This window comes from Shewanella sp. Pdp11 (genome assembly GCF_002838165.1).
GTDB lineage: Bacteria > Pseudomonadota > Gammaproteobacteria > Enterobacterales > Shewanellaceae > Shewanella > Shewanella hafniensis.
The window spans coordinates 1,369,879-1,386,604 of the sequence record NZ_CP015194.1 but is presented as its reverse complement, the minus strand read 5'-3'; the positions used below and the strand labels follow the sequence as shown (position 1 = coordinate 1,386,604).

The window sequence follows — 16,726 nt, the reverse complement described above, 5'->3', positions numbered from 1 at the left end:
ATCCTTTTCCCTCTCATCCTAAATACTTGCTAGACGCGCCCTGCTTCGGTCGCACACCTAGGAGTATCATCATGGACATTCACGAACAACAACGCTTTGATTTACTTTATGAACAACATCTTACCAACTTAACCTTGCAAGGCAAGCGGCCTGCAACCATTGATGCTTACAGCCGAGCCATACGCCGTATTGCGGCATATTTTGACTGCTGCCCCGATACCCTGACGACCGATGATTTGAAGCACTATTTTGCCGATTTGATTGCCTCACACTCTTGGAGCACAGTCAAACTCGACCGCAACGGCTTGCAGTTTTTCTACTTTCATGTCCTCAACAAATCTTGGCAGTGGCTTAATATTGTTAAACCGCCACAGGTGCAACACTTGCCCGATATCCTGACGCCCTGCGAGGTCGCGATTGTTATCAGCCTCACACGCCAGCTGCGTTATCAAGTCTGTTTCTTAACCCTGTACAGCATGGGATTGCGCCTTGGTGAAGCGATTTCATTGCAGGTTGGGGATATTGATGCAGGACTCATGCAGGTGCATATCCGTGATGCTAAAGGTGGTAAGGATAGACTGGTACCTTTACCTCAACGCACCTTGTTAGCCTTACGCTATTATTGGCGCACCCACCGTCATCCTCGTTGGCTATTTCCGGGTAAAGATAATCAACCTGATTCACTCATGGACAGAGGCGGGCTCCAAAAAGCCATGAAGCAAGTCATTTTAGAGTGCAACATTCATAAAGCCATCAGTCCGCACAGTCTACGCCACAGTTATGCCACCCATTTACTGGAGCAAGGACTCGATTTGCGCTCGGTGCAAACACTGCTCGGCCATCACAGCCTGAATACCACCGCCCGTTACACGCGGCTCACTGATATCACCCGTAAAAATACCTGTGAGGCGATTAACCAACTAACCAACGGCTTAGCCTTGAGGTGGGAGTGTGGGTTATGAGCCAGTTTATCGATATTTTACGCCAACATCTGGCGGATTTTCGGCGGCGCTATGCCCATCAAATCACCCCAGAAATACATGCTGCTATCCATGCCATGCTCAGCTGTCGTTGCAACACGGCGAGGGTTAGCTGCTGGGGTTGTCAAACCTGCGAGCAACAGCTTGAGTTTCCGCTCTCTTGCGGTCATCGCAGTTGCCCACAGTGTCAACATGGCACAACATGTGACTGGCTGAGTAAACAACAAGCCAAGTTATTGCCGGTGAATTATTTTATGGTGACCTTTACCTTGCCGTTTGAATTAAGAGCCATAGCGAAGTCGCAACCCGAGCCGTTCTATCACGCCATGTTTACCGTGGCAGCGAGTGTACTCAAAGACTTTGCCGCACGCTCCCCTAAATTGGGTGGTGACATCGGCTTCACTGGCGTACTGCATACTCACAGTCGGCGCAGAGACTACCATCCACATCTGCACTTCATTATCCCCGCAGGGAGCTACCACTCAGGCAAGCGGCAATGGCGTAAGTGTAAAACCCATTACTTATTTAACGCCTTTAATCTTGCCAAGGTGTGGCGAGCACGTTTACTGGCTTATCTGAGTGACACGCTTCAGCTTAAACTGCCACATCAATCCCAGTCGAAATGGGTGGTCGATTGTCAGTTTGTCGGTAAAGGTGCTCCTGCACTGCAATATCTGTCGCGCTACCTTTATCGGGGCGTTTTACCCGACAGCAGTATTTGTCGTCATGTCGATAATCAGGTGAGTTTTACCTATCAAGACAGTCAGACTCGCTGCCAACAAGTACGCAGCTTGCCCGCGGTCGAATTTTTGTGGTTGATATTACAACATGTGTTACCTAAAGGATTACGGCGAGTACGAGACTATGGCTTACTGCAAGGCAATGCCAAAAAGCTACGGCAACAAATCCAACTGATATTGGCTGTCGCAGGTGCAGTGTTCCCCATGTTATCTGAGGTCAAACGTACCTTAGCCGTGCGCTATTGCCCTTGTTGCCATCAAGCTATGCATTTTATGGGCGTTCATGTGCGTCATCGACCGACAAGCGCTAATATCACCGCCTAAGGCGACATAAGGATAACGGGTTAACCAAACAGAATGAGGACTCGATAACGGCTTGATGAACAAGTGATAAAAATATTAGCTCGTTCGCTAAGGGCGGGTCATGTCTGCATAAAAGTCTCTTTGAAAATAAGACCTTCGCCAGTACAAATTCTCAATCTGCTATTTGCATAATAAAGTGTCAACAACCAGCATCGGGCTTGTTCAACACTTGGGATAAGGTCCAGGGTGAGATCGTGAATGTATTTTAACCGTTTTGAACCCAATTTGACGAACGGTATCGATTATGATCTTATGCTCTCTTTTTCTTATAGAGAACATCAGAGCATGTACCTTGAAGCCTTCACGTCTCATTTCAACTCGATTGCTGACAGCCGACAATCTGCCAAAGTGACTTACCCATTGCATGATGTATTGTTCGTTACTCTGTGTGGTGTGATTGCTGGTGCCGAAGGCTGGTCAGAAATCCATGACTATGCTGCCGGACATCATAACTGGTTTAAAGAAAAGGGAATTCTGACTGAAGGTGTCCCAGTCGATGATACCATTGCACGTATTATCTCTCGTATCGAGCCGGAACAGTTCCGACTGTGCTTCGCCAATTGGATGCGAGCCGTCCATGAGATGAGTGATGGTCATCTTATTGCTATCGATGGTAAAACGCTTCGTGCCTCATACAATCGTGAAGATCGGCGCTCAACCATTCATATGGTCAATGCGTTTGCCTGTGCCAATAAAGTGGTGCTGGGGCAAGTAAAAACGGCAAATAAATCCAATGAGATAACCGCAATCCCAGCGCTGCTGCAGTTGTTAGATATAGAAGGAGCACTTGTATCAATCGACGCCATGGGTTGCCAGACAGAGATTGCAAGACAGATAGTCGAGCAAGGAGGTGACTACTTACTTGCTGTAAAGGCAAATCAAAGTTCCTTGCATGAGGCCGTGGTCAGTGCTTTCAGTGAAGCGCGCAGTAATCCTCTTGATGGACTCGTTATTGAAAAAAATAGAGGCCGTATCGAGGCAAGAGCCTACTATGTAATACCTGCAAACCAGCTCCAAGATTATTTTCCTAAGTGGATGAAATTGAACACATTAGGTATGTGTTTGAGTTATCGGTATACGAAAGGGAAAGAGGCAGAACTGACCTACCGTTACTATATCAGTTCAGCCACACTCGATGAGCAGCAGTTAGCCAATTCAGTTCGTGGCCATTGGGGGATTGAGAACAGCTTACACTGGGTGCTAGATGTCTCAATGAAAGAAGATAGTTGCCAGATTTACCAACATCATGGGGCAGAAAATTGGGCCATGCTTAGGCAAATATCACTGAATATGCTTAGGGCTGAACCTTCTAAAGGAAGCATTCCAGCGAAACAGAAAAGAGCTTGGATGAAACCTGAATATTTAGAATCGGTTCTATTAGCAGGGTTGCAGCTGGACGAATTTTAAACACTCATGCGGTTGCCCTGGGATAAGGTCGCGGCTACGCGCGGCCTATCCTTATTTGTTATGTTCTCTTGCTAACCACCACAAAAATAAGATTGCTTGTAATCCCGAAATACCTGCATATAACAAAAACAATTCAATTTTCATAGAAGGTAGTGAAATCAGAATGCCGAAAGCTAGAATCCCTAAAAAATAACACCATTTGCTCTGATTAAAGAACTTTACTGCCACCCAATGCACAGGAAAGCCAATTAACATCCATCCAATAATTGATAATATAAAATAGAACACTAAAACAAAACGTATTGATTCATAGAAGTATTTAAAATCCATTGTTATTAAATCAGATTCATTACTCCAGTAAAACAGCATAATTGGAACAAAACATATTGCTATAGCAATAAACACGGCTCGTAAAAAGCGCTCCAAATTCACAACCTCTCCCTGAGAACATAACGATTTAAACAGCGGAAAGTCTGAGCGTATAGGCCGTTGTTTGGCCTGAGAGGGATTTTCCGATGATTTAACTTGTTAGGCATTTACAGCTTATTCTTAAAATCATTTGCTTTAGCCAAAAGGTCTGGATCTATCCAAGCACTAATTATTTCTGGCTCAGTATCATATACTGACCTCTTCTTTAGATAAAGAAGCCAAGAATTCTTCTGTATTGGGCCAACTAAATACTACTTCGCGATCATCATTTATGTAGATGACTTTTCCGGTATCAGCATCAAGGCATAGAAGTTCATGCCAATCACCTTGGAACGGAACCAAGTTATCAGGAACTTCCCACTCTTCTCGTAGGTTAAGACCTGATTCAATTTCTTCAAGTGACCAAAATGGCAAAGCAATACTTTCTAGACAAGTATCTATTTCGATTGAGCAATACTCATCATTTAACGCTTCGACTTTTGAAAGAAACTCTATATTCAACCGTGACTCCTTGCATGCCTAACGTCTTAGTATTTATGCGCTGCGCTGTTTGCAGGGCATAAATCGCTTGTTGGACTTGGCCGCTGCCACATCCGTGTAAATGGGTATGAATAATGCTATAGGAATTTGCTTTTTTGCGGTAGCGGTTTTTTATACAGTTTGATGGGTAATCACTTGATATCGTTTTAGCTTTCTCATTCTTTTACGCTCACTTTCGACTGATTTTTGACCTTGGTTGACAGCATTTTGGCCCCAGACTCAGGCTGACACTCACACCCTATCCCCTCATCGGCTTAATCCCATAAGGCTGGCTGCTTTTCGCTGTCGGTTACGCTACGTCTTGGGGGAGGGGTTATCCTGACAGACGTACTGGCTGACTTTGGTTGTTAATCATCACCAATCCCTGCGGTCTTATCAGCCCAATAAACTGCAAATGACCTAACTGGCATTGCGGACATGACCACCAACAGTCCTCCTTAATCAAAGGACTCGCCAATACCACCTGCGGCTTACGTAGTTGCCGCTGGATAAGCGCGAGCTTTTTGCGGCGGCAAGCATTGGCAAGAAAACCAAAATGCCTCACTCGCATCAGCCCTTTGGGCAACACATGCAATAAGTAACGGCGAATAAACTCATCACAGCTTAGCCGCATTTGCTTATGCTGCTGACCGTCACGATAGTCCTTGTAGTAAAAACTGACATGCTCTGCGGTGACGTCGGCAATTCTTGATTCATGCAGCATGCCTTTACGGGTATAACGCCCGAGGTATTCCACCACGGTTTCGGCGCAGCTCAGACACGCTTTGCTGTAAACACACCACGGTTTTGCCATTAAGGTGTCAGCCGCAGGGATAGCCAGCTCATGTTGTCGAAGCACCCGTAATAACTTGGCCCGATACACGGTGGACAAGGCTTTCACCGGAAACAGATAATCCGTTTTCACGCTATGCCAATCTCCCGCTGACGTCAGCACCCCACCCGGGATTAAGCAATGCAAGTGAATATGCTGACTCAAGGTTTGCCCCCACGTGTGCAGCACCATAGTGCAACCCAATTGACCCTGAAGGTGTTTTCGCTTCATACCAAACTGCGCAAGCGTCTGCCACACAGACTCAAACAGGGCGCTGTATAACGGCTTGGCAGCGTAGTGCGCCAAGATGTTCAACTCGTGGGGTAAGGTAAAGACCAAATGGAAATAGCGACAAGGCAAGACTTGCGCCTGCTGCGTAGCAATCCACGCTTGCGTCTGCCTTCCCTGACAACGAGGGCAATGCCGGTCACCACAGGAGCAAAACACCTGCTGCTCATACTGGCAAGTATCACAACGCCAGTGCTGTATGCCTAAGGTTTGCGTGCGACACTGCTGAATATGCTGGCAGACTAAGGCTTGCTGTTCGGTCAGTTTATGCTGCTGTTGGTAGTGGGCTAAGTGCTGATGAAGGATATCGCTTAAATGGTAGAAGGTTGCCATGGCATCCCCCCAAGACTTGCTAGCAAGTCACAGCCTTGATGACCTAATTCCGGCGACCAATGCAAGTAGCGCTCGGTAGACTTTATACTGTGATGACCAAGTTGGGCCTGTAATTGATGAAGTGGCATACCCGCTTGTAATTGATGGGTTGCATAAGCATGCCTTAGGCTGTGTGGACTGCATGGCTTAGTGATACTCGCTAAGCGGGCCGCCTTCGCTAACGCTTTACGAAAGGTCGACTCATGCAGCGGATAAACCACATCATGATAGGTCGAGGCAAACAACCATTCGACGGGATGATACGCTTGCCAATACTGACGCAACAGGGTGAGTAAAGTCGGTGAGAGTATCACCCAGCGGTCGCAGGCACCCTTGCCTTGACACACTTTGAGCAACTGCCGCTGCCCATCGATATCAGCAACCTTAATATGGGTTAACTCACTGACACGCAAACCACAACCATAACACAGCGCCAACATGGCGCGTTGTTTCAGGTTTTGACAGTGACACAGCAATGCCGCGATATCTTGGCAGCTAAGCAATTGCGGCAGCTTGTGTGGACGTTTCGGTAAACTCAGCTGAATCGTAAAGTCACGCTTTAGGACATGTTCATAGAAAAAATGAATGCCATTAAGCTGTAACTTTAAGGTGGCTCTGGAATGATGTCGCTCAAGATTTAAGTAACGGAAATAAGCCGTAAGCAGCTCATCCGTAATGTTATCGAGCGGTTGGTTTGCATAGTGCTGCAGTTGGGTGATGGCATACAAATAAGCGTTACGCGTGCGGGCCGAGTAACCACGTAAACTAATCTCATCATGGAATTGTTGCAGAAGTGATGACATGGTAGACCTCCTAGGTGAGGGATTATCCCTAGGAGTAAGTGTGGAACAGTGGTTCGCTTTAAGCTCCGCGCAGCGGCTTAGTTCAACATTTTATTAGTACGCATGCGCATTTACCTTGTCAGACCAGTAAAAGCGCGCATTGTTAACTATTTGTATTGCAAAGAACTTATCAGCTTTCCATTAAATACACCATCAGGAAAAACGCACATGCGTGTTTTCCAAACCTATTATCAACTTAATTAAAAGTATAAGTAACTAATTTTAATGTTATTTATTAAAAAATGAGAAAACGCGCACGAGTGCTGGATGAATATCGTTCAAAATCCTTATGATTTAAATACAACTGTATACTTATCCTGATTTTTGATGAGTAGTAGTGAATTAGATCACACGGGGTGTAACGATGAAAATTTCTAGGCCAGAAAGTCTGTTCGTTACCGCTCCACCGTTAACAAGTTAACTTGTTAACAAGTTAACTTGTTAACTTGTTAACTAGTTTGGAGCATTAACTTTTTAGGACGGATTTATATATTGAGAACTTACCTAAGATTAGCATTGTTGCACCAGTGACTTTCTAAAACATAGATGACTAAAGCAGCGACCATCAACATATGGTCGCTGCTTTACATCTCACTCATAGGGATAGGGAAACGAGACTAGTCTGCTTTAATGACGGCTTGTTTTAGTATTTCTTGGTCATTTTTATACACAACTAGCTCACCTGGAGGGCTATCACTGCTGCCTAAGACGGTGACATAACAGTGATACTGGTATGGGCCGCTGCGAAATTGGAATGAATGATTCCCACCGCTACCGTCGAATACGAGTTTCCCCTTGTTCAGCACTAGATCTGGCTTTTCGCTCAATGACTTACCCTTTGCCCAAGCGGCATAACGATATTGGTTGTTGCCCATATTATCGACACGAATAGTAAACTTAGCGGTTTCCCAAGTTAATTCAGGGCTCACGAACTCACTCACGCTCGTATGTAATCCAGTTTGTTGCTTAGCAATAAGCTCTGCCTTCAACGTTGCCTCTGCGGGTGTTTGAGCGTTAATGCCAATAATCTTGCCGTCAAAATCCAGCCACACCACACCGCTGCCGAGCATAATGCCGCGCCACCCCATAGTCTGCCAATCGGCTTCAACCTTAGAATGAGCAATCTGCTCAAGCAGCTGTGGATCGAAGACTTGGTTGAAACGTGCAACCATTTCCTGAGTATTTTGAATCGCTGGGATCGGATATTCACGTTTAAGTGGGTAAGCCACTCGCTTAGCAATGGCTTCTGGATCATTCGCTTTGGCCGCATCGATAAGCCCTTGCACCAGAGGAATATATTCCTTTGGTAATGCCTCGTCGGCCGCATTCACTGCGCTAGTTAACCCCATAGCACCGAATATCAAAGCGGCATAACATAGGATTTGCATCAATTTAGCTTGGCCGAAAATAGCGGTTTTTATTGCCTTTAATGGTGAGGCGAGTGACATCTTTATCCCTTATATCCAAACGTCTCTGCTGAGACCCAAAGCGAAGAATAACATAAGTACACAGGACAAAAACCTAAGCTGATTGACGCAATGCCTGACTAAACCGTCAGCAACAGGTTAGCGTAAATCGCCAGCGCGACCGACATAAAGATAACACCAATAATTGCATCGATAATCGGTGTCAGTCGCTGCAATTTAAGTTGCACCTGCGCCTTAGATAACATCACAGCCACAAAGCCAAACCATGCTAGCGACAGCGATAACAACAAGATAGCGGCAGCGATTTTAGTGCTTGTGGTAACGCTTGGAGTAATCAAGGCCGAAAACAGGGTTAAGAAAAACACCAATGCTTTGGGATTCAATAGATTGGTATAAAGCCCAGTCAAAAAGCCTTGCCTGCGCGACATAGGTCCACCTAAGCCACCAGCAATAGACGCCGCGCCTTCAACGTCAGCAGAAAGAGCATCAACCTTTGTCCCAGCATTTGTACTGGCACTCGCTTTACGTTTAGCGAGTATCGCAAGACCGGCACGCAGGGCACCAAACCCCATCCAAGCGAGGTAAGACGCGCCCACGATTTGCACCAATAAATACAGAGTGTGTGAACTCTTAATGAGTAGACTCACGCCAGTTAGGCTCAAAATCGTGTGGGCTAAAATGGCCATTGAAATCCCCACGGCGGCGGCAATTGCCGTGCCTCTAGGTTGCTGAGTGGCAATCTTTACCATAATAGCGAAATCGGGTCCGGGGCTGATCAAGGCAACCGTGTGGATCACGGCCAAGGTGAGTAATAAAGATAAATCCATAGAGATGCGGCTCCGCAAGAAAAAGTAAAAAACGATAACTGAGGCTGCCAGTATGGCCATTTGTCGCCGGGCTGAATTGTAATAAATTGCACGATTCTGTTTTATTCGAATCGGCAGTCGTCGAAAGACGGAAAAACTAGAGCATGCGCCGCTGAAATTGCACCGGCGATAATAGGAATGCCTGCTTAAAGGCTTTATTTAAATGGCTCTGGTCGAAAAATCCGAATTGCTGCGCCACATCCGCCACTAAAGCACCATGACTTAAGGACTTTTTCGCCAACTCTAAACGCACCCGCTTGAGATACGCATGGGGTGTCATCCCTGTTGCCTGTTTAAATTGCCGTAAAAACTGAAACTTACTTAAGTTCACTTCATTGGCTAAGGTTTCAAGTTGAGTATTATGCCAAGGTTCATCGTGAATTCGCTGCTTGACTAAGCTTACCTGTAACTTAGATAACCCCAGCTGTTGATTCGGTTTAGATATGCCAGATGAAACGCCGCTTGGGTAACGCTCCAGCAGCAGATGAATAAAGTTCAGTAAGTGGGACTCGCCCGCGAGCGCACTGCATTGGCCTTGGATCAATAGCTCGTGTAGCTGAATAAAATATTGATAAAGCGTTGGGTCATCCACCATAGGCGCGCTGAAAAAGTGCTCCTTTAACCCCAGTTCTTGGCTGACTTCATTCATATATTCAACGGGGATAGACATGACTTTCACCCGATAACCGTCGGCATCGCGGCTCTGGCCATCGTGGGTTTCGTCGGGATTTAAGGTCGATAGACTGTGCTGACCGAGTTGGTAACGACTGCCCTTATTCACAAACTGCTGCGCACCTTGGGTGACCACACCTAAGTGGTAGTCCAGATGCACATGTTTATCAAAGCTGAAATGCGTGAATTCCGCCTGACTCAGTTCTATGCCTGATAAGCTGGGATGACGCCAATAGTTAATGTTTTCAATCGGTGTTGCTGTGCTCATCGCTCGCGGCTATTACCTATAAATCAGCATAAAAACTGGGGAAACTCAAATCCACTGAAGTTCATTCTAGCCTTCATTGTCAGCGCGGGAATAGTAAATTATTGCAGCCATATGGTTTGATGGAATGTGCGCATAGATTCGCGCTGAAAAAAACAAAAACGCCCAACTCTGTGGACGCTTATAAATAAGGTAATGCTTAAGTTAAGCGCTAGGCTCGTCAGTATCACTTACACTTAATATCGATTAAATCGATTAATGCGAATGACTGCCGTGTCCGCCTTGGGCTTCAATCGCTTGGCCTTCACTGTTGTAAAAACCGCTACTGCCATGCTCGATAAAGCCTTGGTTGATCATCTTAGCGATAAAAGGATCGGACTCACTGTCGCCGACATCGGCAAAATCAATATCTTGATAATCTTGAGTTAATACCACAAAAGCATCGCTAGCAAATGGCTCAACGCCCACCAGCTTGTAGGCTAGATTCGGTTGAGATTGACCTAAGATAAACTCAGCGGGCAGGCCGATGGCATCAATCCATACCAGCTCACTCTCCAAGCCGTTAACCTTACCTTCAAAGCCTTGAGTCGTAAAACACGCCTCTTGCTTAGCTTGTGTCTTGGTCATGTGGGTCGGCAATGCTGGCGATACGACATGGTACAACTGGTCGCGATCGTGTTGAATGTTGAGTGCGCGCAAATCACCTTTGCGGTAAGTCACAGAACGTTTTTCAGCGGGGAAATAACGCACGTACTCGCCATTGCTCGACCATTGTTCAAATGTTGAACCATCACGCTGAATAATAAAGTCTTGTCCATTACGGATGAGGGTCATTTGCCATTGCTGGCCCTTGCCATTGGTCACTTGATATTGAGCCTTTAAATGCTCGGCTTGTAGCGTTGGACACTGAGCCTCTTGCGCTGCCATAGCAACATTTGGCAGAACTAAGCTGGATAACATTAGAGCCAATAGACGGTTTTTCATTAGACTTCTCACTTACTGAACAGGGTAAACACTTAAGCTTTTGTAAACGCTTTGGTATGTTAAATCGTTAGGCTAAAGGCCGATGGATGACGTATGCCATCCATCAGCGCTGCTTTTACTTAACTATTACTGCTACTGCACTATGTCTTACTGCACTATTTCTTACTTCACTTATGCAGAGACTAAGCAGAGCTTACTTAACCGTAGCCGCTTCAGCTTTAGCCACTAAATTTGCCGCGCGGTTCATCACGTGGAAAATGTGGTTCTGCTCAACCGTACCTTGGATAAGATCCGAACTTGGGCCGCGGGCGAAAATCGCCACGTCTTCCCCAGCATGGGTTTCATCGCTTAATGGCACTAGGGCTTCTTGGTGGAATCCTGCACTTTGGGTATCAACAAAGTTCAAGTCCTTACGCCCTGCATCCACTGGGAAGTTGTAACGCTCATCGCCACCTGTTGCTAATGACGCATAGCCCATGCCGTTAGCGTAACCGACTGTGGTATATGGCAAACCGTTAGCATCGGTAGAGTTAGTCACTTCAGCAACGCCATTGGCGTCGTTTGACTTCACTAAACCTAGGATAGGGTTACCACGGGTTGGATAACCTGCAATGGTGAACACATGGCTGTGATCCGCGGTAACCATTAACAAGGTATCGTTTGCCGAGGTTTTTTCCATCGCCACGCGTACCGCTTCAGACAATGCCACTGTGTCATACAGCGCACGCGCCGCGTTACCCGCATGGTGAGCGTGGTCGATGCGGCCAGCTTCAACAATCAGCACGAAGCCTTTTGAGTTTTTCTTCAGAATATCAATCGACTTAGCGGTCATTTCCGCCAGTGATGGCTCGCCAGTCACGCCCGCTTCGGTGCGGTCGTAGTCGTATTCCATGTGCGATGAGTTGAATAGACCAAGCAAATGATCTGTGCTTGTCGCATCCACACCGAGGAAACCGTCTCTGTCTTGCACGTAAGCGGCGTTAGTGTATTTGCTCATCCACTCGGTTGTGAGGTCGCGGCCATCGTTACGCTTACCGGCTTTACCTTCTGGATCAATGGTCGTCTTAGGAATAAAGCTACGGCGACCGCCACCCATCATCACGTTAAGACCGCTGCCGTAGTTAAAGTCGAGCATTTGCGCGGCGATATCTTTACAGCCATTAGTCACAGCTTCAGCTGGCAAGTTTGAATCGGCCTCCCAATCACGTTCTGGCGCATGGGCATAGGCCGCCGCAGGTGTTGCATGGGTTAAACGAGTCGTTGTCACCACACCCGTTGCCATTCCCGCCATTGCGGCAAGCTCGAGTGACGTCACCAGATTTTGATCTTTAGTCGAAGCACAGTTAGCACGTACTACGCCTTCGGCCTGTGAAATCACGCCCACGTCGGTTTTGACACCTGTCATCATCGCCGACATAGTGCCTGCAGAATCCGGCGTTTGGCCGTCGACGTTATAGGTTTTAGAAAGACCCACATACGGCAGAGTTTCGAAAGATAACGAGTTTTCTTCACCCGTTTTGCCTTTGAGCTGGCCTTCTAAAATCCGTGCGGCAGTAATGGTCGATACGCCCATACCGTCACCCACAAACAGGATCACGTTTTTAGCGGCGCCCACATCATTGTTCACGGTTAAACCTTCAGCTTTGGTCACGCGAGCTTGTGCATCGACATACCACTGATTTACAGCCGTCCAGTCTTTACCGTTGCTACCGTTCGACCCATTTGTTCCATTGCTACCCGGCGTTCCTGCCGTACCGTTATCGCCATCACTACCGCATGCGGCTAAACCCAGCATGGCTGAAATCGCGACAACTATTAATTTCTTATTCATTTTTTGCTCCAAAAGTGAGGACTCAGTAACTAATTCGGGATTAGTACTTAGTGCCGCCAAGTTGCTGCGCTTGGTTGATGATGTGGAAGATCACGTTTTGCTCAATCACGCCCTGAACCAGATTCGAACCTGGACCTCTGGCATGCAAACTGACATCTTCACCGGCATGAGTTTCACTCGACATAGGGATAAGCGCTTGTTGCATAAAATCTTTATCTTGCGTATCGACTGAGGTTAAGTCGTCACGAATAGTCATTGCACCTGGGCCATTGGTATAGGCGAGCGTAGTATAAGGCTTGCCGTCAGTCGCAATGGCTAACGAACCGTCGATGTCGTGCACTAAACCTAAGATAGGGTTACCGCGTTTTGGGTAGCCTGCGATAGTGAATACATGACTGTGATCCGCCGTGACCATAATCAAGGTATCCTCGCTGCTGGTTGCATCCATTGCCGCTTTCACTGCATTAGATAATTCAACCGCATCGGTCAGGGCACGGCTCGCATTGCCCGCATGGTGACCATGGTCGATACGGCCAGATTCAACGATCAGCAAGTAGCCTTTATCGTTCTTCTTCAAAATATCGAGGGATTTGGCGGTCATTTCAGTCAGTGATGGCTCACCAGCTACGTCATCGGCGCGGTCTGCTTCGTATTCCATGTGCGATGGATTGAATAGGCCGAGTAAGTGATCTGTGTTGGCGGCATCAATGGCGTCGAAGCCTTTTTTGTCCCACACGTAGGCAGATTTACTGAAGTTATCGACCCAAGCTTTGGTTAAGTCTTTGCCGTCTTTACGTTTACCGGCTTTGTTCTCACCGTCTGTCACTTCTTTCGGTAAGAAGTAGCTGCGACCGCCACCTAATGCCACAGTTAACGCATTAGCTTCATCGCGCATCACCAATTGGCTGGCGATGTCAGTACAACCATTCGCAACCGCTTCGGCAGGTAAGTTGAAATCGCCTTCCCAATCGCGCTCAGGTGACTTAGCATACGCCGCAGCAGGCGTGGCGTGGGTTAAACGCGCCGTACTGACAACCCCTGTTGATAAGCCTTTAGCATTGGCAAGGTCAACCAAGGTGATTAACTCGTTACCTTTTGAAGACAAGCAGTTACCACGTAAGCTGGCATCCGAAATAGCAATGCTACCCGCTTTAGTCTTAACCCCAGTCGTCATGGCTGTCATAGTGCCCGCAGAATCTGGCGTTTGTTGATTAGTGTTGTAGGTTTTCACCAATGCACTATGTGGAAATTGCTCAAAGCTTAAAAAGCCTTCTTCACCGCCTTGATTACCTGACTGCTGCTGTCCCTGAAAAATCCTTGCAGCAGTTAAAGTAGACACACCCATACCATCACCGACAAATAAAATCACATTTTTAGCGGTTTTTTTAGTGTCGACTTGGGCTTTAGCCACCACGTTTGCCGCACTGTCTTTAAACCACTGGCTGTCTGTTTGCGTTGCGGGCAGGACTGCAGCGTGCGCCACAACCGTCATTAAGCTGCAGGAGATAGCTGCAGCGATCCGTTTAATATTCATCACGTTCATCACCGATTTATTATTGAGTGTATGAGGGTATTCCCTGTAGAGGCGACCCGATTTTCAGGCATTTATGTGACGAATAAGCGTGATTTGGATGGCGGTTTTATTGCAGCTAAGTGTGAGATTTGTTTCAACTAACAATATGCCAAACTGATCAAAAGAAGGGGTAATCTTAGAAATGGTAACTCACGCTCACTCTTACCATACGCGGCTCAACGGGATGATAATGCTGATCTTCAACCCCTTCGGCTGCTTCACCGGGTAAGCATGAGGCATAAAAGTAATCTATGTCGTGATCTTTACTATCGAACACATTGAGTAGCTCAAGCTTAGTGTCAAAGCGGCGGAACTCATACCCTAGCGCAAAGTTAACTAATGTGGTCGCATCGGCCTTGTGCTCATTAAAACTGTCGAGCACCCGCTCGCCAAGGTGTCGCACGCGAACACTCGAATACAAACCATCGCCGTCGGGTCGATAGGTGATGCCCGCACTAGCGACAAAGGGAACCGCGCCATCGATATACTTGCCCTCTTCAAGCTCGTTTTCAGTGAATCTGGCATTGGTCCAGGCCAACTCCATATCGATACTGACGGCATCATTCAACCAATAATAAGCCGTTAATTCAGCGCCATAACGTTCAGACGCGCGACTCGGCTCAGTGTTACCGGCATCGCCGACAAACACGAGTTCTGAGTCTAATTGCAGATACCAAAGCGCGGCGGAGAAATTGATAAAGTCCCTATCATAATATTTCACCCCAAACTCACCGCCATTGGAGCGCACGAGCAGATCGACTTTCTCGACTCCATCGCCACTCACTGGATCGACGTTAATGGTCGCACCGCGGGCATCGTTCGAATGCAATCCTTGGCCCGCATTCACATACAACTCAAGATTATCGCTCCATAAATAGGAAGCGCCCGCCTTAAGACTGAACATGCCATCGGACGCATCACCACTGTTCAGCGGATTATCACTGTCGACCTGCACATCGAAATAGTCGTAACGCAGCCCAAGGTTGAAGCGCCATTGCTCTGCGGGCAGCCACTCCACTTTGCCAAATATGCCGCTCGATAACTCTTGCACTTCATCAAGCCTGACGGTATTCAACCTTTGTCGCGCCTGAGTGTTATACAAACCCACAGCACCAATATCGTCATAACGTACATCGCCGCCCACACTGTAATTCAGTTGAGTGCCGCCAAGGTAAGTGTGCCAGTCGCGTTTCAGATCGCCGCCCCAAAGTGTGCGTTCATCGACTTGTTCAAACTCATCGCCATTAACGGGATCATTTAAGAAGTAGGTAAAATTAGAGAATAAATTCATGGTCGAGCGAATGGCATACACATTCCCCTGCCAATCGCCCGCATCGTAATTGGCTGAAATGCTATAGCGGCTTGAATCACCGCCGACGTCTGTATCTAACGAGCCGTAAAAATCGATTAATCCTGAGTCTACCGCACGGGCGGGAATTTGATCCGCCGAATTCCAACTGTTGTCGTAGGCCATCATAGTCACGCTCAAGTCACCCTCACCGAGCCGAGTTAAATAACGCCCGACTAAGCTAACCTTACTCACATCCTCATCGATATCCGTCCACGGACCATCATAGGCTTGTACTTCACCACCAAGAATAAACCGCCCTATATCCGTGTTTAACTCCTGCGTTGCCACCAGCCGCTGGTAACCATATTCCCCCAAAGTCACACCCACTTGGTTATGGGGCAATTGTTCAGCCAGCAGCAATTGGGCGGCACCTGCACCGGAAAAATCGGCCACCTCGGGATAATAAGCCCCTTTGGCATAACGGATCTCACCGATAAGTTCAGGGATCAAAAAGTTAAGGTCGGTATAACCTTGACCATGCCCATGGGTGCGCATATTCACCGGCATACCGTCGACGCGGGTATTAAAGTCAGTGCCATGGTCCAAGTTAAAGCCGCGTAGAAAATACTGATTCGCCTTACCCGAGCCGCTGTGTTGAGTGACTATCATACCTGGCACAAATTCGAGGATTTCCCCCGTGCGCAATAGTGGTCGACTCTCAATTTCAGCCGCGCCGACTATCCCCTCAGATGCCGAGGTGCTATGGCCTAAGGTATTAATCTGCCTGCCGCGCACCTCAAGGCGTTCAATATTGTCAGTCGCCGCATCAGCCATAACCACGCTGGATAAACTACAGAGAGGTAATAACCATGCCATTGATAACCAAAGTTTTGATAAGCGCATTCCTGATAGTTCACGTCCCGACTTCATCCCTTATTTCCTAGTACAAGTAATAGATGACGCCGATTTAACGCCTAATTCACACGGAAAAAGCCGATCGAGCTCAAACTCTGATGAGTAAAAAAACAGCAAAATACAGGCAAAT

General features: G+C 47.2%; 14 protein-coding genes. 3 read left to right on the top strand and 11 right to left on the bottom strand.

Annotated features, from left to right (window positions below; all coding sequences use genetic code 11):
* The first annotated feature begins 71 nt into the window (after positions 1–71).
* The 3 genes from AYJ58_RS06085 (at position 72) to AYJ58_RS06075 (ending at position 3,490) form a co-directional block, all read left to right on the top strand.
* Entirely contained in the window at positions 72–962 is an 891-nt protein-coding gene (locus AYJ58_RS06085; RefSeq protein ID WP_106649402.1) for a tyrosine-type recombinase/integrase, read from the top strand.
* On the top strand, positions 959–2,044 hold the full coding sequence (locus AYJ58_RS06080) for an IS91 family transposase (RefSeq protein ID WP_106649401.1): 1,086 nt from the start codon (positions 959–961) through the stop codon (positions 2,042–2,044). Before AYJ58_RS06085 ends, AYJ58_RS06080 begins: the two co-directional genes overlap by 4 nt.
* Before the next feature lie 324 nt (positions 2,045–2,368).
* The gene (locus AYJ58_RS06075) at positions 2,369–3,490 is read left to right on the top strand and encodes an ISAs1-like element ISSod22 family transposase (protein ID WP_106651753.1); all 1,122 of its coding nucleotides are present in this window, start codon (positions 2,369–2,371) and stop codon (positions 3,488–3,490) included.
* 51 nt (positions 3,491–3,541) lie between these two features.
* Here the strand turns inward: AYJ58_RS06075 and AYJ58_RS06070 are convergent, their stop codons facing one another.
* The 11 genes from AYJ58_RS06070 to AYJ58_RS06015 form a co-directional block, all read right to left on the bottom strand.
* Positions 3,542–3,922 carry a hypothetical protein gene (locus tag AYJ58_RS06070; RefSeq protein WP_106649400.1) on the bottom strand — a complete coding sequence of 127 codons (381 nt, stop codon included), beginning with the start codon at positions 3,920–3,922 and terminating at the stop codon, positions 3,542–3,544.
* A 183-nt stretch (positions 3,923–4,105) separates the two neighbouring features.
* A complete protein-coding gene (locus AYJ58_RS06065) occupies positions 4,106–4,420 on the bottom strand; it encodes an SMI1/KNR4 family protein (protein ID WP_232790868.1) in 315 nt (104 codons plus the stop codon).
* A 352-nt stretch (positions 4,421–4,772) separates the two neighbouring features.
* Entirely contained in the window at positions 4,773–5,891 is a 1,119-nt protein-coding gene (locus AYJ58_RS06055) for an IS91 family transposase (protein WP_106649399.1), read from the bottom strand.
* On the bottom strand, positions 5,870–6,733 hold the full coding sequence (locus AYJ58_RS06050; RefSeq protein WP_106649398.1) for a tyrosine-type recombinase/integrase: 864 nt from the start codon (positions 6,731–6,733) through the stop codon (positions 5,870–5,872). The genes AYJ58_RS06055 and AYJ58_RS06050 overlap by 22 nt, the downstream gene beginning before the upstream one ends.
* 656 nt (positions 6,734–7,389) lie before the next feature.
* Entirely contained in the window at positions 7,390–8,220 is an 831-nt protein-coding gene (locus AYJ58_RS06045; RefSeq protein ID WP_106649397.1) for a hypothetical protein, read from the bottom strand.
* 98 nt (positions 8,221–8,318) lie between these two features.
* Complete coding sequence (locus AYJ58_RS06040) at positions 8,319–9,026, bottom strand: LysE family transporter (RefSeq protein ID WP_106649396.1); 708 nt, start codon at positions 9,024–9,026, stop codon at positions 8,319–8,321.
* A gap of 136 nt (positions 9,027–9,162) precedes the next feature.
* On the bottom strand, positions 9,163–10,005 hold the full coding sequence (locus AYJ58_RS06035) for an AraC family transcriptional regulator (RefSeq protein WP_106649395.1): 843 nt from the start codon (positions 10,003–10,005) through the stop codon (positions 9,163–9,165).
* 252 nt (positions 10,006–10,257) lie between these two features.
* The gene (locus AYJ58_RS06030; RefSeq protein WP_106649394.1) at positions 10,258–10,986 is read right to left on the bottom strand and encodes a hypothetical protein; all 729 of its coding nucleotides are present in this window, start codon (positions 10,984–10,986) and stop codon (positions 10,258–10,260) included.
* 193 nt (positions 10,987–11,179) lie between these two features.
* On the bottom strand, positions 11,180–12,817 hold the full coding sequence (locus AYJ58_RS06025; protein WP_106649393.1) for an alkaline phosphatase: 1,638 nt from the start codon (positions 12,815–12,817) through the stop codon (positions 11,180–11,182).
* A gap of 40 nt (positions 12,818–12,857) precedes the next feature.
* Positions 12,858–14,351: an alkaline phosphatase gene (locus AYJ58_RS06020; RefSeq protein ID WP_106651755.1), complete on the bottom strand. Its 1,494-nt coding sequence runs from the start codon at positions 14,349–14,351 to the stop codon at positions 12,858–12,860.
* Positions 14,352–14,526: 175 nt separating this feature from the next.
* Positions 14,527–16,584 carry a TonB-dependent receptor gene (locus AYJ58_RS06015; RefSeq protein WP_443019232.1) on the bottom strand — a complete coding sequence of 686 codons (2,058 nt, stop codon included), beginning with the start codon at positions 16,582–16,584 and terminating at the stop codon, positions 14,527–14,529.
* Positions 16,585–16,726 lie beyond the last annotated feature (142 nt).